This is a genomic window from Streptomyces smaragdinus (genome assembly GCF_009604385.1).
Lineage (GTDB): Bacteria > Actinomycetota > Actinomycetes > Streptomycetales > Streptomycetaceae > Streptomyces > Streptomyces smaragdinus.
Genome location: NZ_WEGJ01000067.1, coordinates 1 through 20,911, shown reverse-complemented (window position 1 = coordinate 20,911; position 20,911 = coordinate 1). Strand labels below are relative to the sequence as shown.

At 72.1% G+C, this 20,911-nt stretch carries 23 protein-coding genes and 1 pseudogene; 15 read left to right on the top strand and 9 right to left on the bottom strand.

Annotated elements, in window-relative coordinates; genetic code table 11:
- Positions 1–128 precede the first annotated feature (128 nt).
- The 3 genes and pseudogenes from SRB5_RS34680 to SRB5_RS34670 all read left to right on the top strand — a co-directional run.
- Positions 129–1,223, top strand: a pseudogene (locus SRB5_RS34680) (S1C family serine protease); the annotation flags it as partial.
- Positions 1,224–1,383: 160 nt separating this feature from the next.
- Positions 1,384–1,824, top strand: coding sequence for a sec-independent translocase (locus tag SRB5_RS34675; RefSeq protein WP_323378989.1), 441 nt, complete (start codon positions 1,384–1,386; stop codon positions 1,822–1,824).
- Positions 1,825–1,908: 84 nt separating this feature from the next.
- Positions 1,909–2,571: a hypothetical protein gene (locus SRB5_RS34670; protein ID WP_153457664.1), complete on the top strand. Its 663-nt coding sequence runs from the start codon at positions 1,909–1,911 to the stop codon at positions 2,569–2,571.
- A 66-nt stretch (positions 2,572–2,637) separates the two neighbouring features.
- Here the strand turns inward: SRB5_RS34670 and SRB5_RS34665 are convergent, their stop codons facing one another.
- Entirely contained in the window at positions 2,638–3,774 is a 1,137-nt protein-coding gene (locus SRB5_RS34665; protein ID WP_153457663.1) for an Mrp/NBP35 family ATP-binding protein, read from the bottom strand.
- Between the two features lie 113 nt (positions 3,775–3,887).
- On the opposite strand from SRB5_RS34665, the gene SRB5_RS34660 reads away from it, so the two are divergent.
- The gene (locus SRB5_RS34660) at positions 3,888–4,631 is read left to right on the top strand and encodes a hypothetical protein (RefSeq protein ID WP_194293119.1); all 744 of its coding nucleotides are present in this window, start codon (positions 3,888–3,890) and stop codon (positions 4,629–4,631) included.
- 5 nt (positions 4,632–4,636) lie between these two features.
- Here the strand turns inward: SRB5_RS34660 and SRB5_RS34655 are convergent, their stop codons facing one another.
- Positions 4,637–5,125 carry a hypothetical protein gene (locus tag SRB5_RS34655; RefSeq protein WP_153457661.1) on the bottom strand — a complete coding sequence of 163 codons (489 nt, stop codon included), beginning with the start codon at positions 5,123–5,125 and terminating at the stop codon, positions 4,637–4,639.
- Between the two features lie 57 nt (positions 5,126–5,182).
- On the opposite strand from SRB5_RS34655, the gene SRB5_RS34650 reads away from it, so the two are divergent.
- A complete protein-coding gene (locus tag SRB5_RS34650; RefSeq protein WP_153457659.1) occupies positions 5,183–6,145 on the top strand; it encodes a DMT family transporter in 963 nt (320 codons plus the stop codon).
- Between the two features lie 109 nt (positions 6,146–6,254).
- Here the strand turns inward: SRB5_RS34650 and SRB5_RS34645 are convergent, their stop codons facing one another.
- Positions 6,255–7,364, bottom strand: coding sequence for a magnesium and cobalt transport protein CorA (locus SRB5_RS34645; RefSeq protein ID WP_153457670.1), 1,110 nt, complete (start codon positions 7,362–7,364; stop codon positions 6,255–6,257).
- Between the two features lie 528 nt (positions 7,365–7,892).
- Here SRB5_RS34645 and SRB5_RS34640 point away from each other — a divergent pair.
- The 5 genes from SRB5_RS34640 (at position 7,893) to SRB5_RS34620 (ending at position 12,161) form a co-directional block, all read left to right on the top strand.
- Positions 7,893–8,534, top strand: a complete 642-nt coding sequence (locus tag SRB5_RS34640) for a suppressor of fused domain protein (protein WP_153457657.1) — start codon at positions 7,893–7,895, stop codon at positions 8,532–8,534.
- A 99-nt stretch (positions 8,535–8,633) separates the two neighbouring features.
- Positions 8,634–9,863 carry an MFS transporter gene (locus tag SRB5_RS34635; protein ID WP_153457655.1) on the top strand — a complete coding sequence of 410 codons (1,230 nt, stop codon included), beginning with the start codon at positions 8,634–8,636 and terminating at the stop codon, positions 9,861–9,863.
- Positions 9,864–9,995: 132 nt separating this feature from the next.
- Complete coding sequence (locus tag SRB5_RS34630; protein ID WP_153457653.1) at positions 9,996–10,634, top strand: DUF6758 family protein; 639 nt, start codon at positions 9,996–9,998, stop codon at positions 10,632–10,634.
- Between the two features lie 31 nt (positions 10,635–10,665).
- Positions 10,666–11,514 carry a PHP domain-containing protein gene (locus SRB5_RS34625; RefSeq protein WP_323378988.1) on the top strand — a complete coding sequence of 283 codons (849 nt, stop codon included), beginning with the start codon at positions 10,666–10,668 and terminating at the stop codon, positions 11,512–11,514.
- A 44-nt stretch (positions 11,515–11,558) separates the two neighbouring features.
- Entirely contained in the window at positions 11,559–12,161 is a 603-nt protein-coding gene (locus SRB5_RS34620) for a MarC family protein (protein ID WP_153457650.1), read from the top strand.
- On the opposite strand, the gene SRB5_RS34615 is transcribed toward SRB5_RS34620, so the two are convergent.
- Positions 12,149–12,331, bottom strand: a complete 183-nt coding sequence (locus tag SRB5_RS34615) for a hypothetical protein (protein WP_153457648.1) — start codon at positions 12,329–12,331, stop codon at positions 12,149–12,151. The genes SRB5_RS34620 and SRB5_RS34615 overlap by 13 nt on opposite strands.
- A 197-nt stretch (positions 12,332–12,528) precedes the next feature.
- Between SRB5_RS34615 and SRB5_RS34610 the strand changes: the two genes are divergently transcribed.
- Positions 12,529–13,383: an alpha/beta fold hydrolase gene (locus tag SRB5_RS34610; RefSeq protein ID WP_153457646.1), complete on the top strand. Its 855-nt coding sequence runs from the start codon at positions 12,529–12,531 to the stop codon at positions 13,381–13,383.
- On the opposite strand, the gene SRB5_RS34605 is transcribed toward SRB5_RS34610, so the two are convergent.
- On the bottom strand, positions 13,380–14,387 hold the full coding sequence (locus SRB5_RS34605; RefSeq protein WP_153457644.1) for an ADP-ribosylglycohydrolase family protein: 1,008 nt from the start codon (positions 14,385–14,387) through the stop codon (positions 13,380–13,382). The two genes, SRB5_RS34610 and SRB5_RS34605, sit on opposite strands and share 4 nt — an antisense overlap.
- Positions 14,388–14,443: 56 nt before the next feature.
- On the opposite strand from SRB5_RS34605, the gene soxR reads away from it, so the two are divergent.
- Positions 14,444–14,896, top strand: a complete 453-nt coding sequence (soxR, locus tag SRB5_RS34600; RefSeq protein WP_153457642.1) for a redox-sensitive transcriptional activator SoxR — start codon at positions 14,444–14,446, stop codon at positions 14,894–14,896.
- 60 nt (positions 14,897–14,956) lie between these two features.
- Here soxR and SRB5_RS34595 read toward each other — a convergent pair whose 3' ends face one another.
- Positions 14,957–16,663, bottom strand: coding sequence for a DEAD/DEAH box helicase (locus SRB5_RS34595; protein ID WP_153457641.1), 1,707 nt, complete (start codon positions 16,661–16,663; stop codon positions 14,957–14,959).
- Between the two features lie 264 nt (positions 16,664–16,927).
- Between SRB5_RS34595 and SRB5_RS34590 the strand changes: the two genes are divergently transcribed.
- Positions 16,928–17,653: a ferritin-like fold-containing protein gene (locus SRB5_RS34590; protein WP_153457639.1), complete on the top strand. Its 726-nt coding sequence runs from the start codon at positions 16,928–16,930 to the stop codon at positions 17,651–17,653.
- 151 nt (positions 17,654–17,804) lie between these two features.
- Positions 17,805–18,089, top strand: a complete 285-nt coding sequence (locus SRB5_RS34585; RefSeq protein WP_407704030.1) for a hypothetical protein — start codon at positions 17,805–17,807, stop codon at positions 18,087–18,089.
- 68 nt (positions 18,090–18,157) lie between these two features.
- Here the strand turns inward: SRB5_RS34585 and SRB5_RS34580 are convergent, their stop codons facing one another.
- The 3 genes from SRB5_RS34580 to SRB5_RS34570 all read right to left on the bottom strand — a co-directional run bounded on the left by SRB5_RS34580 (position 18,158) and on the right by SRB5_RS34570 (position 19,520).
- Positions 18,158–18,391 carry a DUF3107 domain-containing protein gene (locus SRB5_RS34580; RefSeq protein ID WP_153457637.1) on the bottom strand — a complete coding sequence of 78 codons (234 nt, stop codon included), beginning with the start codon at positions 18,389–18,391 and terminating at the stop codon, positions 18,158–18,160.
- A 110-nt stretch (positions 18,392–18,501) separates the two neighbouring features.
- Positions 18,502–19,137, bottom strand: coding sequence for a TetR/AcrR family transcriptional regulator (locus SRB5_RS34575; protein WP_323378987.1), 636 nt, complete (start codon positions 19,135–19,137; stop codon positions 18,502–18,504).
- Between the two features lie 167 nt (positions 19,138–19,304).
- Complete coding sequence (locus SRB5_RS34570; RefSeq protein WP_153457634.1) at positions 19,305–19,520, bottom strand: hypothetical protein; 216 nt, start codon at positions 19,518–19,520, stop codon at positions 19,305–19,307.
- Positions 19,521–19,704: 184 nt separating this feature from the next.
- On the opposite strand from SRB5_RS34570, the gene SRB5_RS34565 reads away from it, so the two are divergent.
- A complete protein-coding gene (locus SRB5_RS34565) occupies positions 19,705–20,661 on the top strand; it encodes an alpha/beta fold hydrolase (RefSeq protein ID WP_153457632.1) in 957 nt (318 codons plus the stop codon).
- The last annotated feature ends 250 nt before the right edge of the window (positions 20,662–20,911 follow it).

Here is a 20,911-nt window from a genome sequence, read left to right as displayed (position 1 = left end):
CAACGCCGCACTGTGACCGCCGTACTCGCCGCCGTCGGACTGCTCCTCGCGGGCTGTACGTCGGACGGGGGTGACGGCGGGGATCCGGGACCGTCGCGGGAGTCGAAGGCCCGGGGCACGGGGTCCGCATGGTTGTCGGCGCCCTCCTCATCGCCCTCATCGCCGGTGGCGTCGGCGGTGGCCTCGGCATCTGGTACGAGCGCAACGGCGGCGTCGGCGGCTCCATCAGCCTCGATCAGTCGCCCGTCGACGGCGACCTCGACCGCGCCCCCGACAGCGTCGCCGGTATCGCCCGCGCCGCCCTGCCCAGCGTCGTCACCATCCATGTCAGCGGGGGCTCCGAACAGGGCACCGGCACCGGCTTCGTCCTCGACAAGTCCGGCCACATCCTGACGAACAACCACGTCGTGGAGCCGGCCGCCGAGGGCGGCGACATCACCGTCACGTTCAACCACAACGAGTCCGCCCGCGCCGAGATCGTCGGCCGCGACTCCGGCTACGATCTCGCCGTGATCAAGGTCAGCGGCGTCTCCGGCCTCAAGCCCCTGCCGCTGGGCAACTCCGACTCCGTGGCCGTCGGCGACCCGGTGATCGCGATCGGTGCCCCGTACAACCTGGCCAACACGGTGACCTCCGGCATCATCAGCGCCAAGGAGCGCCCGATCACCGCCGGCGGCGAGACGGAGGGCAGCGACGTCAGCTATGTCGACGCCCTGCAGACCGACGCCCCGATCAACCCCGGCAACTCCGGCGGCCCCCTGCTCGACAAGAAGGGCCGCGTGATCGGCATCAACAGCGCGATCCGCGCCGCCGACGCCCCCGAGGGCGGCGAGGACGGCAGCCAGGGCGGCTCCATCGGCCTGGGCTTCGCGATCCCCGTCAACCAGGGCAAGCGCGTCGCCGAGGAGCTGATCAACACCGGCAAGGCCGAGCACCCCGTGATCGGCGTCACACTGGACATGCAGTTCGCCGGGGACGGCGCCAAGGTCGGCGAGTCCGAGGGCAGTACGTCCTCGGTGACACCGGGCGGTCCGGCCGCCCAGGCCGGCGTCCGGGCGGGCGACGTGATCACCGCGGTCGACGGCAAGCCGGTGCACAACGGCGAGGAGCTGATCATCAGGATCCGCGCCCACCGTCCGGGTGACAAGCTCACCCTCAGCATCGAGCGCGAGGGCTCCAAGCGCTCCGTCGACGTCGTGCTGGGCGCCTCGAACGGTGATTGATCAAGTCCTGACCAGGTAGTTCATCCAACGGTCGGCCGTGCGCGGCCGACCGTTGCCGGTCCGTTACCCCCGCGCTCCCCCGGGCGCCAGGTACTGTGAATGGGTTCCGGTCCGGCCACGAGCCGCGGGCCGTCGGGTAACTGCTGCAAGGAGACGCCAGGTGTTCTTCGACATAGGACCCCTCGAGCTGATCGCGCTCATCATCCTTGCCGTGCTCATCTTCGGTCCCGACAAGCTGCCGAAGGTGATCCAGGACGTCGCCGGGATGATCCGCAAGCTGCGGGAGTTCTCCGACAGCGCCAAGGAGGACATCCGGCGCGAGCTCGGCCCCGAGTTCAAGGACTTCGAGTTCGAGGACCTCAACCCCAAGAAGTTCGCCAAGAAGCACCTCCTGGACAACGAGGACCTGGGCCTGAAGGAGCTGACCGGCAGCTTCGACCTCAAGAAGGAGATGGCCGAGGTCAGCGACGCGGCGCGGACGGTCGGCGACGTACGCGAGGACGGCAGGGGTGACACGGACACGAAGTCCCGCACGAGCCTGACCAAGGAAACCCCGGCCGAGGGCAAGAGCGTCGCCCCGTACGACGCGGACGCGACCTGACCGCGACGCGACCGCCACCTGAACGGACCAGATATCAGACAGAATGTCTGGGGCACCGCACCCGGGTGGTTATTCTCATGAACCATGAAGACTACGAGTCGGTCGGGGACGGCGAGTGCGGCACCACCTCCCGAGGAGGCCACCGCGCCGCCGGGGGAGTCGCGGGTCGTCGACGGATTCCTGCGCGCGTCGTTCCCCTTCTACGGGCTGGACCAGGCCTTCACCGGCAGCCGCTGGCTGCTGCGGACGGGCATCGGCGCGGACGGCGACGTCGAGCACGGCGCCACGGGCCACGGTGACACCCCCTCCTATCTCGCCGAGGCGGGTCTGCGTGACCACCGCTTCACGGTCGTCGTGACGGTCGCCAGCCGCCCGGTGCGGCGCAGCCAGGACGGTACGGGCGTGCTGGACGCCACCTCGGTGTCCAGCGCCGCGTGGCTGGCCGGCTCGGGGCTGCTGAGCTGCACCTGGCCGGCCCGGATGGAGCGTTCGATGCGCGAGGACTGGCTGGCGCAGCAGACGGGCGTCGCCTGGGATCTGGCGGACGAGCTGCAGGGACCCGGCTGGTCGACGCTGACGCTGCCGGTCGACGGCGAGCCGGTGCCGTTCCACTACCGGGAGTCCGAGTACGGCTGGGTGCTGGCCGGCGGCGCCCGCAGCGGTGTGCATGTGGGCGCGTACGGGCGGGGGATGAGCGCGTACGGGCTGGCCTTCTCGGCGATCGAGGACATCAGCGGCTACGAGTGACCCGCACCTGAGCGAAGGGGCTTCCCGCCGGCCGGCGGGAAGCCCCTTCGTCGTACGACCGGGCGATCAGAACTTGTTGCGCGGCGTCAGCCCCAGCGACAGCCCCGACAGCCCGCGCTGGCGCCCGCTCAGCTTGCCCGCGACGGCGCGCAGGGCCGAGCCGGCGGGGGAGTCGGGGTCGGTCAGCACGACCGGCTTGCCCTCGTCGCCGCCCTCGCGCAGCCGGACGTCGATCGGGATCGAGCCGAGGACGGGCACGGTGGCGCCGGTGGTCTTCGTCAGGCCCTCGGCGACCTTCTGCCCGCCGCCGGTGCCGAAGACGTCCACCATCTCGTCGCAGTGCGGACAGGGCAGCCCGGACATGTTCTCCACCACGCCGACGATCTTCTGGTGCGTCTGTACGGCGATCGAACCGGCCCGCTCGGCCACCTCCGCCGCCGCCTGCTGCGGGGTCGTCACGACCAGGATCTCGGCGTTCGGGACCAGCTGCGCCACGGAGATGGCGATGTCGCCGGTGCCGGGCGGCAGGTCGAGGAGCAGGACGTCGAGGTCGCCCCAGAAGACGTCGGCCAGGAACTGCTGCAGCGCGCGGTGGAGCATCGGGCCGCGCCAGACGACCGGGGCGTTGCCCGGGGTGAACATGCCGATGGAGATGACCTTCACGCCGTTGGCGGACGGCGGCATGATCATGTTCTCGACCTGGGTCGGCTTGCCCTCGACGCCCAGCATGCGCGGGACGGAGTGGCCGTAGATGTCCGCGTCGACGACGCCGACCTTCAGCCCGTCGGCTGCCATCGCCGCCGCCAGGTTGACGGTCACCGAGGACTTGCCGACGCCGCCCTTGCCGGATGCCACCGCGTACACCCGGGTCAGATTGCCGGGCCTGGCGAACGGCACCTCGCGCTCGGCCTGGCCGCCGCGCAGGCTCGTCGCGAGCTCCTTGCGCTGCTCGTCGCTCATCACGTCGAGCTCGACGGTGACGCTTGTCACACCCGCGACCCGCTGTACCGCCTCGGTCACCCGGGAAGTGAGCGTCTCGCGCATCGGGCAGCCGGCGATCGTGAGATAGACGCCGACCGCGACGGTACCGTCCGCCCCGATCTCGACCGACTTGACCATGCCGAGGTCGGTGATCGGCCGGTGGATCTCCGGGTCGTTCACCGTCGCGAGTGCTTCGCGCACCGCATCTTCCGTAGGAGCCATGCCCCCCAGAGTACGGCCGGTCGGGTGCCGCGCCCCACCGCCCCGGGACGAGAGGTCCGACACGCCCGGTACTCTCTCCGGCAGCCCGCGGGGTCGGACGAGAGGCAGTGGTGATGAGGCAGGCGGCGGTGGCGGCGGTGGCGTGCGCGGTGGTCGCGGCGTTGGGATCCGGCTGCTCACTCCTGCCGGGCGACGAGGACCCGGACAAGGGCACCAACGGCGTCGGGAAGCTGCCCGCGGACCAGATCGAGGCCAAGACGCTGGCGGCGGCGCGCAAGGCGTCCTCGGTGCGGCTGTCGGGCAGCGTGGTCTCCGGCGGCAAGGTCTTCACGCTCGACATGCGGCTGACGAACGACGGCGGCACGGGCGAGGTCTCGACGAAGGGCAGCACGTTCTCCGTGCTGCGGGTCGACAAGGACCTCTATCTGAAGGCCGACGACAACTTCTGGCTGGAGAAGGGCTCCGCCGGCAAGGAGCCCACCGACGGCGACGTCGAGGCGGCGCAGAAGCTCGACGGGATGTTCGTGAAGGTGCCGGAGGACGACGCCTCGTACAAGCAGCTGTACGGCTTCACCGACCGCAAGGTGCTGCTCGACGGGCTGATCGAACTGCACGGCGACGTGGAGACCGGCGACCGCACGGAGGTGGACGGCGTCCGCACCATCGGCATCGTCGTGGACGGCGGCGACGGCGGCAGCCTCGCGGTGTCCCTGGAGGGCACCCCGTATCCGCTGCGGGTGGAGCGCGCGGGCGGTGCGGGCGTGCTGGAGCTGGGCTCCTGGGGCGAGGAGTTCGAGGTGAAGGCGCCGCGCAAGGAGGAGGTCGTGGACTACGGGGACGAGGTCGCCGGGGACTGAGGGGGCTACTTCCCCCGGCGCCGGAACAGCAGCTTCGGCAGCCCCGCCGGGATCGGCCGGCGGGTGATGTTCGGCGTCGGTACGGGGCGGGCGGCCAGGGAGTCGTCCGGGAGCCGCTCGTCGGGGGCGCCGGTCGCCTCGAGGCGCAGGACGCGGCACTCGCGGGCCCAGCGCCCGGTCATCTGCTCCCCGTCGGGGGCGTTCAGCCGCTTGCCCTTGAGCTCGGCCACGGCCGCCGTCCACGCCTCACCATTCGGCGCCAGCTCACTGACCTTCGCGTCCCAGGCGACGATCCGCCCGCCCTTGTCCTTGCTGCGGGCGACGACCCGGACCAGCGCGCCCTCCTCGAGCCCGGACAGCGGCTGCTCCTGCCCGCCGCCGACGACATGCACGGCACCGTCGAGCCAGGCGTGCCACAGGGCACGGCCGTCGACCCAGAGCAGGCCGGACTTCTTCGAGGCTTCCTCGATCAGGGCGGTGCCGAGCGTCGTCATGTGATCGAGGGTAGCGGGCGGTACGACGGCGGTGTACGTCGTCCTTACACTGACGTCATGCCCCAGGTCACCGCCACCGAACGCCCCGCTCCGCCCCTCGCCGGGCCGGTGCGGGCGACCGGTGCGCCGGTGGACCTGATGCTGCTGGCGGTCGCCGTCACGGGCGTCTCCTTCTCCGCGCCGCTCATCGCGTCGATGGCCGCCCCGGCGCTGGCGATCGCCTTCTGGCGCAACGCCATGGCCGTGGGCGTCCTCGCCCCGACGGTCCTGCTCCGCCGGGGACTGCGGGCGGAGATACGCGGGATGAGCCGCCGCACGCTCACCCTCTGCGTGGCCTCCGGCGCCCTGCTGGCCGTGCACTTCGGTCTCTGGCTGCCCAGCCTGAAGCTGACGTCGGTCGCCTCCGCGACGGCGCTGGGCACGACGACCCCGGTCTGGACGCTGCTCCTCCTGCGCCTGCGCGGCCACCGCGCTGCTCCCCTGGTCTGGGCGGGGGCGGCCCTGGCGATGGCGGGCGTGATCGTCCTCACGGGCGTCGACCTCACCCTCTCGCCCGAGGCCCTGCTGGGCGACGCCCTGGCCCTGGGCGGCGGCATCGCGGCGGCGGGCTACGTCCTGCTGGGCGCGGAGGTCCGCCGGACGGTGTCCACCACGTCGTACACCCTGTGGTGCTACGGCGTCTGCGCGGCCGCCCTGCTGGCGACGTGCCTCGTGTCCGGTACGGACCTGGGCGCCGGCTACACGGCGGAGACGTGGCTGAAGCTGGCGGCCCTGACCGTGGCGGCCCAACTCCTGGGCCACACCCTGTTCAACCGCGTGGTACACGGCCTGGGCGCCACGGTCACCTCGACGGCAATCCTCCTGGAGGCCCCGGGAGCGGCCCTGATCGCGGCAATCTGGCTCGGCCAAACCCCACCGCCGGGGGTGTACGTCGGCCTGGCGGTGATCCTGGGCGGCCTGGTCCTGGTGGTACTGGGCGGCCGCCGGAGGAACACGACCCCCAGCCCTCCCATCGCCTAGTCGCGTCGTCGGGTGCGGTTGCGCTTCCTCCGCCTTCGCTCCGGGGCGATGCGGCGTTTGAGGACTCCGGCCGAAGGCCGGATGCGCGAAAGCCGACGCAACCGCACCCTCAAAGCCACCCGTTCCGGCGAAAGCCCCTCCGCATGACGGCGCAGATCGCAAAGATCATCACCATCACCATGGGATACCCGAACTTCCACCGCAACTCCGGCATGTAGTCAAAGTTCATCCCGTAAACCCCCGCAATCATGGTGGGAACCGCAAAAATCGCAGCCCACGCAGTGATCTTCCGCATGTCCTCGTTCTGCGCCACAGTGGCCTGAGCCAAATTGGCCTGAAGAATAGAGTTCAGCAGATCATCGAACGACACGACCTGCTCATGAACCCGAGCCACATGATCGGCCACATCCCGGAAGTACTTCTGAATCTCGGAGTCCACGAACCGCATCGGCCGCTCGGAGAGCAACTGCATCGGCCGCAGCAACGGCGACACGGCCCGCTTGAACTCCAGCACCTCCCGCTTGAGCTGATAAACCCGCCCCGCGTCCCCACCCTTCCGCCCCCGCCGCCCGTCCGGCGAAAAGACGGCGATCTCGACCTCGTCGATATCGTCCTGCACGGCGTCGGCCACCGCGAGATAAGAGTCCACGATCTGGTCGGCAATAGCGTGCAGCACCGCCGACGGCCCCTTCACCAGCAGCTCCGGATCCCCCTCCAGCCGATGCCGCAGTGACCGCAGCGACCCCTGCCCGCCGTGCCGCACGGTGATGATGAAGTCCCGGCCGGTGAAACACATCACCTCGCCGGTCTCCACGACCTCGCTGGTGGCGGTGAGTTCCGCGTGCTCGATGTAGTGGATCGTCTTGAAGACGGTGAACAGCGACCCGTCGTAAGGCTCCAGCTTCGGCCGCTGATGTGCCTGCACCGCGTCCTCCACGGCCAGCGGGTGCAGCCCGAACTCCTTGGCGATCCCGGCGAATTCGGCCTCCGTCGGCTCGTGCAGCCCGATCCAGGCGAAGCCGCCCTCGGCCCGCACCCGGCGCATCGCGTCGGCGGAGTCGAGCCGGTCGGTGACGCGGCGGCCGTTCTTGTAGACGGCGCAGTCGACGACCGCGCTCGGGGTGCGCGGGTCGCGGGTGGTGTCGTACGCGTAGGCGGGACGGTCCAGGGTGCGCGGTCCCGGTCGTACGGCGGCGCGCAGGTCACGGATCATCGACATGGCAGGCTCCTTCGCGGTCCTGCCGCCGGTGCGGTGGGCAGCAATGCCCGAAACGAGGACGAGCCGGCTGGGCCTCCCGGCACGGGGCACGGGACGGCTCGGGCACGTCCGCAAAGCGGGCACGGCTGACGGCGCCGCGGTCAACGACGGCATGGTGGAAATGACTCGGTGAAACGAGTGCTCGACCGTCGTCGTCACACGGCCCGGGAGAAAGAACCGCGAACCGCGGGGGAGTCACCGCGGCCGTGGAGCCGGGTGCCTGATCGTCCCAGGGTCAGCGAGAGGCGTGCTGGACGGAAGAGCGGCTGGTACTGCAAGGTCGACTAGGATCCACCGCAGCCCCACCTCCTCCGGCCGGTCCCCGAAGGGGACGATCTGTGCGGGTCGATCGGGCTTTACTCCGTACAACGGATGCCCCGAATACCCGGTTGCAAAGGTTACCAGCAGACGATAGCCGCGCGGATGCGCCAGGTGACGTACCTCCGCCGCCCCGGGGTCTCCCGCTCGCCGCGTCCTATGCTGGCGTCCATGAGCGAGACCGCACGGGGCGATGTATCTGCGCTGGTTGAGGCGCGTTTGACCATGACTTTCGGGGAGCCCGACGCGCGTGCGGCGGTGACCTTCCTGGGCGCCGACCGCATCGAGGTTTTGCGCTTCCTTGAACCTGGCGGAGGTTTGGGTGAGGGCGGCGGTGGCAAAACTGCGCCCCCGCTCGTGCGCTACGTCACCCTCGGCATGTCCGCGCAGCCGATGACCGACCCCACCGCGACGGTCGCCGATCCGCTGCGCGGGCCGCGGGCGGAACTGGTCCTCACGGTGCGCGCCGGCCGGGCGGACACCGACGGGGTGCTGCGGGCGCTCGCGGTGCTGGCGTCCACCCCGCAGGTCGAGGGTCTGGTGGTGGCGCCGGGCGCCTCGCTGGACGTGGGTGAGCCGCTGTGGCCGGGGGCCGGGTTCACGTCGGTGCTGGTGGGGGAGCCGGGCGGGCTGGTGGAGGACCTGGAGCTGGACGCGCCGATGGAGCCGGTGCGGTTCCTGCCGCTGCTGCCGATGACGCCGAACGAGGCGGCGTGGAAGCGGGTGCACGGGGCGGCGGAGCTCGAGGAGCGGTGGCTGCGGCACGGGGTGGATCTGCGGGATCCGCTGCGTGGGCCGGTGGCGCTGGACTGAGGCGGGGCGTACGGCCCGGGTGGGGTTTCCCGCGGAGATATAGGTGTACACTACATTTGTTAGCGCAACTAAATATCACCGGAAAGGGGACGGCATTCGATGGATCCGTTCGACGAGGGGGCCGAGACCTCCAATCTGCTGAAGCAGCCCCGAGCGGTCTGGGCCACCGCGGGAGCCGCGGTCGTGGCCTTCATGGGCATCGGCCTGGTGGACCCGATCCTGCCGTCGATCGCCGAGGGGCTGAAGGCCTCGCCGAGCCAGGTCTCCCTGCTCTTCACCTCGTACTTCCTGATCACCGCCGTCGCCATGCTGGTGACCGGCTATGTGTCCTCCCGGATCGGCGGGCGCAAGACGCTGCTCGCGGGTCTGGCGATCGTCGTCGTCTTCGCCGCGCTCGCCGGCACCTCCGGCTCCGTCGCCGAACTCGTCGGCTTCCGGGCCGGCTGGGGGCTGGGCAATGCGCTGTTCGTCTCGACCTCGCTCGCCGTCATCGTCGGCGCCGCCTCCGGCGGGGCGGGCGCCGCGATCCTGCTGTACGAGTCCGCGCTCGGCGTCGGCATGGCCTGCGGCCCGCTGCTGGGCGCCGTACTCGGTGACATGAACTGGCGCTATCCGTTCTTCGGCACCGCCGCCCTGATGGCCGTCGGCTTCGTCGCGATCACGGTGTTCCTCAAGGAGCAGCCCAGGGCCGCGCGCAAGGTCGGGCTGCTCGATCCGCTGAAGGCCCTCGGACACGGCGGGCTGGCCTCGGCCGCGGCCTCCGCGTTCTTCTACAACTACGCGTTCTTCACCGTGCTGGCGTTCACCCCGTTCGTGCTGGACATGTCGCCGTACCGGTCGGGCCTGGTGTTCTTCGGCTGGGGCGTGCTGCTCGCCGTCTTCTCCGTGTTCGTCGCGCCGCGGCTGCAGGCCCGCTTCGGATCGCTGCGGGTGCTCGGCGGATCGCTGCTGCTGATGGCCGCGGACCTGGTGGTCCTCGGCTACGGCGGGCACACCGCGGCCGTCGTCGGGACCGTCGTCTCCGGTGCCTTCCTCGGGCTGAACAACACGGTCTACACCGAGCTCGCGCTCGGCGTCTCCGACGCCCCGCGGCCGGTGGCCAGCGCCGGCTACAACTTCGTGCGCTGGTTCGCGGCGGCCGCCGCGCCCTGGCTCGCACCGAAGATCGCGGAGTGGACGGACGTACGTATCCCGTTCGTCGTCGCCGCCGGAGCCGCGGTCGTCGGCGCCGGAATCGTCTGGGTGCGGCGCTCGGCGCTCACCGTCGAGGCGGAGCACCTGCACCCGGCACCCGCCCCGGCCGCGGCGCCGGCGCCGGTCGCCGCCTGAGAGCCGTCGGCCCCCGTCGCCCGCAGGGCCACGGCGACGGGGGCCGGCTCACCGCCGTACGGCCGGGGGGAAGCCCTCCGGACGGGTGATCGTCCTTGACGCGGCGTCAGGCAGGGAGGACCGTATGGCCCTATGAGGGGCGAACCGAGTTGCCCGAAGTGCGGTGGACGGGTCCGGGCGCCCGGGCTGTTCGCCGACTCCTGGCAGTGTGCGCTGCACGGCCCCGTACAGCCGCTGCAGCCCGTCATCCCGCCGAGCGTCGAGGCGCTCGGCGTCGTCGTGCACCGGGCGCAGGTTCCCGTGTGGATGCCGTGGCCGCTGCCGCTGGGCTGGCTGTTCACGGGCGTCGCCAACGCCGGCGACGACCGCAGCGGGGGCCGGGCGACCGCCGTCGCGTGTTCCGGCCCGGGACCGCTGGGCGGCGCCGGTGAGCTGCTGCTCGTCGCCGAGGAGCTGGGCGTGGGCCTGGGCGCGCGCTTCGCGGGCGTCGACGGCCCCGACCCCGGGCCCGCGATCTGCGCCGACAAGCCGCCGCACGCCAAGGTCGTCGCCGCCGGCCGGCCCACCCCGCTGTGGCACGTCGCCGGTACGCCGACCGACCGCGCCGTGTACGCGGGGGAGGCGCTGGGGCTGTGGCTGTGGGCGATCGTCTGGCCCGAGCAGTCGGGGCTGCTGATGTACGACGAGCTGGTCCTCACCGACCTGCGGGACGCGGGCGCGGAGCTCGACCTCCTCCCGTGCGGGGCGCTGTCCCCGAGGCTTCTCGACTGAGGGGTGTTCCCGAGGACGTATCTTGGGCGATGTGCGCATAGACCTCCACGCCCATAGTTCCGCCTCCGACGGCACCGACAGCCCCGCCGAGCTGGTCGCGGCCGCCGCCGCGGCCGGGCTCGACGTGGTCGCGATCACCGATCACGACACCACCGCCGGCTACGCCGGGGCCACCGCCGCGCTGCCGGCCGGGCTGACCCTCGTACCGGGCGCCGAGCTGTCGTGCCGGCTCGACGGCGTCAGCCTGCACATGCTGGCGTACCTCTTCGACCCGGCGGAGCCCGAGTTCGCGCGGGAGCGGGAGCTCGTACGGGACGACCGGGTGCGCCGGGCGCGGGCGATGACGGGCAAGCTCGTCGAGCTGGGCGCCCCCGTCACCTGGGAGCGGGTGCTGGAGATCGCCGCGGGCGGCGCCGTGGGGCGGCCGCACGTCGCCAGCGCGCTGCTGGAGGCCGGGGTCATCGGCAGCATCGACGAGGCGTTCACACCCGCGTGGCTGGGGAGCGGCGGGCGGGCGTACGTGAGCAAGCACGAGCTCGACCCGTACGACGCGATCCGCCTGGTCAAGGCCGCGGGGGGCGTGACCGTCTTCGCGCATCCGCAGGCCGTCAAACGCGGCCGGGTGGTGCCGGTGGCCGCCATCGGGGAGCTCGCCGCCGCGGGGCTGGACGGCATCGAGGTCGACCACGTGGACCACGACGAGGCCACCCGCGCGTCCCTGCGCGCGCTGGCCGCGGACCTGGATCTGCTGGCGACCGGCTCCAGCGACTACCACGGCACCCGCAAGACCGTCCGGCTCGGCGCCCACACCACCGACCCCGAGGTCTACGAACGTCTCGTCGCCCGCGCGTCGGGCGCGGAGCCGATCACCGGCCGCTGAGCCCCACCTCGTACCGAATCCCCAGCACAAGCAAGGCAACTCCGATGGACCTCGCCCTTTTCGGCTCCGTTTTCCTGACCCTCTTCGTCATCATGGACCCGCCCGGGATCACGCCGATCTTCCTCGGCCTGTCCGGCGGGCGCCAGGTGAAGGTGCAGCGGAGGATGGCCTGGCAGGCGGCGGCCGTCGCGTTCGGGGTGATAGCGCTCTTCGGCATAGCCGGGCAGCAGATCCTCGACTACCTGCATGTGAGCGTGCCCGCCCTGATGGTCTCGGGCGGGCTGCTGCTTCTGCTCGTCGCCCTCGATCTGCTGACGGGCAAGGCGGACGAGCCGACGCAGACGAAGGACGTCAACGCCGCGCTCGTACCGCTGGGCATGCCGCTGCTCGCCGGTCCCGGGGCCATCGTCACCGTGATTCTCGCGGTGCAGCGGGCGGACGGGGCGGGCGAGCAGCTGGCGGTGTGGGCCGCCATCGCCGTGATCCATGTGGTGCTCTGGCTGGCGATGCGGTTCTCTCTGGTGATCATCCGGATCATCAAGGACGGGGGTGTCGTCCTGATGACCCGGCTGGCGGGGATGCTGCTCGCGGCGATCGCTGTCCAGCAGATCGCCAACGGCGTCACCGCCTTCATTCAGGCGGCGTAGCCGCCGGCTTCCCCGAACCCGACGGCCGCCTTGGCCGCGGGACGGATGAGCAGACGCTGACCGGTCTCGGCGGCACGGCGCACGATGCGGTCGACGGAGGCGGCGTCCACGACGGTGCTGTCCACGGCGGAGCCGTTGACGTCGTCGAGGCGCACGATCTCGAAGTCCATTGACCTCTCCCTTCGTCTCGATACACGAACGGTGGGTGCTCTACGGCCGACTCGCCTCCGGGGACGAGCGGTTCACCCACTGTCTGTTCACAACACGATGGCAGCACCAATAATTCCGCGTGCTAACAAAATGTTTCGGCGGCTTTAAGACTCTCCCTGGAACCGTCCCGTTCACAGGTGTTGGCTAGCCTCGCCGCATGAGCAAGCCACCCTTCCTCGATCTCCCGCCCGGCGCCCGGGCCGTCACCCTCGACACCGAGCGCGGCGCCTTCGCCGTGCACCGCGCCGGGAGCGGCGAGCGCGGCACCGCGCTCCTCGTACCGGGGTTCACCGGGAGCAAGGAGGACTTCATCGCCCTGCTCGGGCCGCTGGCCGCCCGGGGATTCGCCGTGGTCGCGGTGGACGGGCGCGGGCAGTACGAGACGCCGGGGCCCGAGCGGGACGAGGCCCCGTACCGGCAGGGCGAGCTCGCGGAGGATCTGCTGGCGCAGGCCCGCGCGCTCGACGGGCGGGTGCATGTCGTGGGGCATTCGCTGGGCGGGCTGGTCTCCCGCGCCGCCGTGCTGCGTGACCCGGCGCCGTTCGCGTCGCTGACGCTGCTGAGCTCCGGGCCCGCGGCGGTCGCGGAGGATCAGCGGGAGCGGGTGACGATGCTGGTCGGGGCGCTGGAGGCGATGGACATGGAGTCCGTCTGGCAGGCGATGCGCGCCCTGGATCCCCCGGAGGCCGCCCAGGACGGGACCCCGCCGGAGATCGGTGACTTCCTGCACCGCCGGTGGCTGGGGACGGCGCCCGCGCAGCTGATCGCCACCGGGCGGCAGCTGGTCGGGGAGCCGGACCGGGTGGACGCGCTCGCGGAGGTGGGGCTGCCGACGCACGTGTTGTCGGGTGAGCGGGACTATGCCTGGCCGGTGGAGTGGCTGGACGCGATGGCGCTGCGGCTGGGGGCGCGGCGGACGGTGGTGGCGGGGGCGGAGCATTCGCCGAACGTGGATGATCCGGCGGTGACGGCGGGGGCGCTCGCGGACTTCTGGGGGTCGGCCTCCGCCTAGGCGTCCCACTCCGCGCCGAACGTACGGAGCTCCTCGCCGAACTCCACGCGGTCCGCCCACTCGGCGGGCCAGGCGTCGGCGCCCAGGTACGCGCCCGCCAGCGCGCCCGTCACGCATGCCAGGGAGTCCGAGTCCCCCGCCGTGCACGCGGCGCGGCGTACGGCCAGGAGGGGCTCGTCGGGGAAGAGGAGGAAGCACAGCAGCGCGGTGGCCAGCGCCTCCTCCGCGATCCAGCCCTCCCCGGTGTAGACGCACGGGTCGGACTCGGGGTCGGCGTGGTGGCGGGCGGAGTCGACCCACCCCAGGACCTTCAGGCACTCGTCCCAGCCGAACTCGATGTAGTCCTCGCCGCTCGGGTTCGGCGTCCCCAGCCACAGGGTGCCCAGCCACGCCCGGTGATAGACCCGCCGCTGCTCCTGCGCGTACGCGATCAGCTCGGGGACGAGATCGTCCGGCCGCGTCCCCCGCGCGAGGAGATGCACCGCCCGCGCCGTGAGGTCGGCCGCCGCGAGCGCCGTGGGGTGGCCGTGCGTGAGCGCCGCCTGGAGCTGGGCGGCGGCGGAGCGCCGGGTGTCCGACAGGCCCGGGACCAGGCCGATCGGCGCCACGCGCATATTGGCGCCGCAGCCCTTGGAGTCGAGCTGGGAGGCGTCGTGCCAGGGCCGCTTCTCGTCCGTGAGCAGCGCGACGGCCCGCAGACACGTACGCCCCGGAGCCCGCCCGGCCTGCGGGCGGAACGCCCACGCGACGTACTCCTCGCGCAGCGGGGCGGTCAGCCGCAGCGGCGCGAGATCCCCACGTCCGAGGGCCGTGCGCAGGGCGCGGGCGACGGCGACGGTCATGTCCGTGTCGTCGGTGACCAGTGCGGGCGTGGGCAGCGGCAGCTCCCGCCAGGGGCCGTACGACTCCTCGATCCGGCCGGTGCTGCGCAGGAACTCCGTGGGCTTGCCGAGCGCGTCACCGAGCGCGAGCCCGATGAGAGCCCCGGTCGCGGGACGCTTCATGCCCTCATCCTGTCGCCCAACGCCCGTCGCTGACCAGAGGTTTTACGCTGGGGCCCATGAACGCGCATCTGTCCCCCGCGGCCCGTGAGGCGTCCATCGGCGAGCTCTCCGACCGCAGCGGCGTCCCCCGGTCGGCGCTGCGGTTCTACGAACGCCAGGGGCTGATCAGCAGCCGTCGTACGACCGGCAACCAGCGCCGCTACAGCCGCGACACGCTGCGCCGGGTGGCGTTCATCCGCGCCTCGCAGCGCGTCGGCATCCCCCTCGCGGCGATCCGCGAGGCCCTCGCGCTGCTGCCGGAGGAACGCACGCCGACGCGCGCGGACTGGGCGCGGCTGTCGGAGGGCTGGCGGGACGAGCTCAACGACCGCATCCGGCATCTGGAGCGGCTGCGGGACAACCTGACGGAGTGCGTGGGCTGCGGCTGTCTGTCCATCGACCGGTGCGCGCTCGCCAACCCGGAGGACCGGATGGGGGAGCGGTACGGGCCGGGGGCGCGGGGGCTGTAGCGCGTACGGAAACGGTGCGGGGCGGGCTCCGAAGAACCCGCCCCGCACCGTGTCGATCCGTCAGCCCTCGGCCGGCGCTTCCGCCGCCGGGGCGGCCGCGCGGGTCCGGCGCCGGCGGCGCGGGGCCTTGGGGGCCTCGCCGTCACCGGCCTTCGGGGCGTCCGCCTGCGCGGCCTCGGCCGGCTGCGGAGCCTTCGCCCCGTCCGTACGGGTCCGGCGCCGGCGGCGCGGCTTGCGCGGGGTCTCCGCGCCGGCCTCCGCCTGCGCGTCCGCGGTCACCTCGGCGGGAGCCGCGGCCTCGGCGGCCTCGACGGTCCCGGCCTCCTCCGGCACGGCCCCGCCGCGGGTACGGCGGCGCTGGCGCGGCGTCCGGGTGCGCTTGGGGCGCTCCTCCTCCGCGGCGGCCTTGGGCCCGCCCCGGCGGCCGCGGCCACCGGTCTCGCCCAGGTCCTCGAGCTCCTCCGCGCCCAGCCCGGCGCGGGTGCGCTCGGAGCGGGGCAGGATGCCCTTGGTGCCCTCGGGGATGCCGAGCGCCTCGTACAGATGCGGCGACGTGGAGTACGTCTCCTCCGGCTCGTCGAAGGAGAGCTCCAGCGCCTTGTTGATCAGCTTCCAGCGCGGGATGTCGTCCCAGTCGACCAGGGTCACGGCCGTGCCCTTGTTGCCCGCGCGGCCGGTGCGGCCGATGCGGTGGAGGTACGTCTTCTCGTCCTCCGGCGACTGGTAGTTGATCACGTGCGTGACGCCCTCGACGTCGATGCCGCGCGCGGCGACGTCGGTGCACACCAGCACGTCGACCTTGCCGTTGCGGAACGCCCGCAGCGCCTGCTCCCGGGCGCCCTGGCCCAGGTCGCCGTGCACGGCGCCGGACGCGAAGCCGCGCCGGCCGAGCTGCTCGGCGATGTCCGCGGCGGTGCGCTTGGTGCGGCAGAAGACCATCGCCAGCCCGCGGCCCTCGGCCTGCAGGATCCGGGCGACCAGCTCCGGCTTGTCCATCGAGTGGGCGCGGAAGACGTGCTGCGTGGTGTTCGCCACGGTCTGGCCCTCGTCGTCCGGCGCGGTGGCGCGGATGTGCGTGGGCTGCGACATGTAGCGGCGGGCCAGACCGATGACCGCGCCCGGCATGGTCGCCGAGAACAGCATGGTCTGCCGCTTCGCCGGCAGCAGGTTGATGATCTTCTCGACGTCGGGCAGGAAGCCCAGGTCGAGCATCTCGTCGGCCTCGTCCAGGACGAGCGCCTTGACCTGCGACAGACGCAGCTTCTTCTGGCCCGCGAGGTCCAGCAGCCGGCCCGGGGTGCCGACGATGACGTCGACGCCCTTCTTCAGGGCCTCGACCTGCGGCTCGTACGACCGGCCGCCGTAGATGGCGACGACGCGGACGTTACGGACCTTGCCGGCCTGCAGCAGGTCGTTCGTGACCTGCGTGCACAGCTCGCGGGTGGGGACGACGATCAGCGCCTGCGGCGCGTCGGTGAGGTCCTCGGGCCTGGCGCGCCCGGCCTCGACGTCGGCGGGGACGACGACCGTCTCGAGCAGGGGGAGGCCGAAACCGAGGGTCTTGCCCGTACCGGTCTTGGCCTGGCCGATCACATCGGTGCCCGACAGGGCCACCGGGAGGGTCATCTCCTGGATCGGGAACGGGGACGTGATGCCGACGGCCTCGAGGGCCTCGGCTGTTTCGGGAAGGATCCCGAGATCTCTGAACGTAGTCAGGGTGCTGCCTCTTCTGTGAGGGACGCGGCGTGCGGCGGCGAAGGGGGTCATAGCTACCGCGCGGGCTAATGCGCAGGACCTCTGCCTTCACCCGGCCGCTCGAGCCGCGAGGGGGTCGGTGGAGCCGATCGGGCCACCGACCGGGCATCCTCATACACGCACCCTCCGTACCTATGCGGCGGGTGCTATACCACTGTACCCCGGAAACGCGCACATACGTCAGGGCCGGTTTGCGCGGACGTGACGGATGTGATGGATCCGACCTCCCGTGACCACCCCCTTCCGGGGGCCGCCGGGGCGGCTATCGTGCACCCCATGGACACGCCTTCTGACGCATCGGCGCACACCGGAATCGCAGCGCAGGACTGGGCCGAGGCCTGCGCGACCCCGCAGTACCGGGCCGCCGTGGTGGACCTGCTGGGGGCCCTCGCCTACGGTGAGCTGGCCGCCTTCGAGCGGCTGGCGGAGGACGCGAAACTCGCTCCCACGCTCGCCGACAAGGCGGAGCTCGCCGCGATGGCCTCCGCCGAGTTCGGCCACTTCGCGCAGCTGCGCGACCGGCTGGCCGAGATCGACGCGGACCCGACGGAGTCGATGCGGCCCTTCGCCACCGCGCTGGACGAGTTCCACCGCCAGACGGCGCCCTCCGACTGGCTCGAGGGCCTGGTGAAGGCCTACGTCGGCGACTCGATCGCCTCCGACTTCTACCGCGAGGTCGCCGCCCGGCTGGATTCCGACACCCGCTCCCTGGTGCTGCGGGTGCTGGACGACACCGGGCACGCGTCGTTCGCCGTGGAGAAAGTCCGGGCGGCGATCGAGGCCGATCCGCGGGTCGGCGGCCGGCTCGCGCTGTGGGCGCGGCGGCTGATGGGCGAGGCGCTGAGCCAGGCCCAACGGGTGGTCGCGGAGCGGGACGCGCTGTCGAACATGCTGGTCGGCGGGGTCGCGGAGGGCTTCGACCTGGCCGAGGTCGGCAAGATGTTCTCCCGGATCACCGAGGCGCACACCAAGCGGATGGCTGCGCTGGGGCTGGCCGCGTAACACCGCCGAAGAGGACGGCGCCGGTTCGCCGGCGCCCGTCCCGTCGGGCGTCCGTTCGCGCACGGCGTCATTCCGTTTGCCCGCCCGGGGTGCCGGGTAGACCCACCGCGTCCGTTCACCGGGGAATGAGACGGCGAGGGTGGGGTGCTCCGTGATACTGCTGGAAGCTCTGAGCAGCATGATCATCGGCTTCGGTCTGGCCATGGCCGCCGTACGGCGCTGGCCGGCGAGATTCCCGCAACGGCTGCTGACGCTGGCCACCGGTCCGGCCGCCGCGCTCGTCGGGGCGGGCCTGACCCACTCGGCGCTCGGCGGGGACGAGCCGGTCGCCACGGTGGTCGTCGCCGGGGCGGTGGCGGCGGCGCTGCTGTCGCTGCTGGTGCGCGACGGGAAAAGGGCGACGCGGGCGGTCACGGCCGACGTCCTGAGGCTGTAGCCACACAGACACAGCAGAACCCCGGCGCGTGTCGCGCCGGGGTTCTCGTGCTGATTCTCCGATTCGCGTCAGACCGCGCCGAAGCCCACCTTGCGGACGGCCGGGGCGCCGATCTCGACGTAGGAGATCTTCTCGGCCGGGACCAGCACCTTCCGCCCGCGCTCGTCCACCAGGCTCAGCAGCGGTTCCTTGCCGCCGAGCGCGTCGGCAACCGCGCGCTCGATCTCTTCGGCAGCCTGCCCCGACTCGACGGTGATCTCCCGGGGCGAGTGCTGCACGCCGATCTTGACCTCTACGGCCATGGTCCCTCCGACGTTCAAGGTGTCCTGCGTTACTGCAGCAACACTACCCGGCGCCGCGTCATCGGGGCGCCGGACGAAAACGCCCGCAGCGAACACGGACGTACCGGACGTCAGTGTTCCGTGCCGTGCAGCGGGAAGCCCGCGATGCCGCGCCACGACAGCGACGAGATCAGCTTCGACGCCGCGTCCCGCGGGACCGGCTGGCCGGAGCCCAGCCAGTACCGCGCGGTGATCTGCGCCGCTCCGCACAGGCCCACCGCGAGGAGCATCGACTCCTCGGACGGCAGGTCCGTGTCCTCGGAGATGACCTCGCAGACCGCCTCCGCGCAGTCCAGGCTCACCTTGTCGACCCGCTCGCGCACCGCCGGCTCGTTGGTCAGGTCCGACTCGAAGACCAGCCGGAACGCCCCGCCCTCGTCCTCGACGAACGCGAAGTAGGCCGCGATGACCGTCGCCACCCGCTGCTTGTTGTCCGACGTCGACTCCAGCGCCCCGCGCACCGACTGCACCAGCGCCTCGCAGTGCTGGTCCAGCAGCGCCAGGTACAGCTCGAGCTTCCCCGGGAAGTGCTGGTACAGGACCGGCTTGCTGACCCCCGCCCGGTCGGCGATGTCGTCCATGGCCGCGGCGTGGTAGCCCTGCGCGACGAAGACCTCCTGAGCCGCGCCCAGCAGCTGGTTCCGCCGGGCCCGGCGGGGCAGCCGGGTGCTCCGCGGACGTGCCTCGGTCTGCTCGATGGCTGTCACACCGCCTCCCAAAGATCGTCGGATTACCGCGCCGCACCGAGGTGTGACGGAGGTAACCGGACACTTGCGTGTCAGCCATCCTACGTTCGGGTAACCCGGGTGCGCCCGGCGCCATTGAAGGATTTCACGTCAGCCGCGTGCGCGGAACCCGGATAAATCTCCGCAGGTCACCGATATTCGTCCTCACCGGTCGCGACGGACCGTGCCTGTTCCGCCGCATCGGCGGGATTCGCGTGGTCCGTGGTGCGCTCGTCGACGGCTGTGTCCTCGTCCGGGGTCAGCTCGGTCCGCTGCTCCGCGGCGTCCGCCTCCGGGACCTCGACCCCGGTCTGGTCGTCGGACGTGTTCTGGAAGGTCTCCGGTTCCTGGGGATCGGGAGTCATGACGTCCCCCTCTCTGGGGTGGGGCCGGCGTCCGGCGGCATGCGCGGGTGCGGGCGGCGCGGGACGGTCTCCTGCTTCGAGCCTAAGAGAGCGCGGGGCCGCCCGCCAGGCGATCGGACGCCTCCCAAGATCTGTGACCGTGAACACCCGTACCAACGGCTTGACTCTCTCGTAACATGTGCCCATGTCGTCTACCGAGCTGCCCCGGACCCAGGGGGTGCCTCAGACGCCACCCGCCGCCCCGCAGAGCGACGATTCGGTCACGGTGCGTCATGTCGCACTGCAGGGCGCGACCCTTGTCGTGCGGCGCCGGACTCCCGAGCGCGAGGGCCTCGAGCCCGCCGTGTACGTCCACGGCCTCGGCGGATCCGCCCTGAACTGGACGGCGCTCGCCGGTGAGCTGGCCGGCCGGGTCGACGGCGAGGCGATCGACCTCCCCGGCTTCGGTCACTCACCGCCACCGGACGACGGCGACTACTCGATCACCGGACACTCCCGGGCGGTGATCCGCTATCTCGACGCCGCCCGCCGCGGCCCCGTGCACCTGTTCGGCAACTCGATGGGCGGCGCCGTCGTCACCCGGGTCGCGGCGCTGCGCCCCGATCTCGTACGGACGCTCACCCTCGTCTCCCCGGCCCTGCCCGAACTGCGGCCGCAGCGCTCGGCCGTGCCGACGGCGCTGCTGGCGATCCCCGGCTCGGGCTCGGTGTTCCTGCGGCTGACGAAGGACTGGACGCCCGAGCGGCGCACCGGCGCGGTGCTGGCGCTGTGTTACGGCGATCCGGCCCGGGTCTCGCCGGAGGGCTTCGCGGAGGCGGTGACGGAGTACGAGCGCCGGCTGACCCTCCCGTACCACTGGGAGGTCATGGAGCGTTCCGCCCGCGGCATCGTCGACGCGTACACGCTCGGCGGGCAGCACGGGCTGTGGCGGCAGGCGCGGCGGGTGCTGGCGCCGACGCTGCTCGTGTACGGGGCGCGGGACCGGCTGGTGTCGGTCCGGATGGCCCGTAAGGCGCACCGGTCGTTCCCGGACTCGCGGCTGCTGGTGCTGCCGCGCGCGGGGCATGTCGCGATGATGGAGTATCCGCGGGTGGTCGCCAGGGCGTTCGGTGATCTGCTGGCCGAGCGGGGCGGGAGCTGACGCGCGGGTGGGCAGGCACGGAGCGGGTTCCAGGCGGCAGCAGGCCGCGGGTGACACGGGGGCGATACCCCGGGTCACCGACACCGGCGCGATACCGCGCGTGAGCGACACGGGGGCGATCCCCCGCGTCGGCGACACGGGCGCGATACCCCGCGTCAGCCGGATCCGCGCCGCGCTCGACGTCGAGCTGTCGGTACGGGCGGTGTTCGAGTCGCCGACCGTCGCCGGGCTGGCCAAGTCCCTCGCCGAT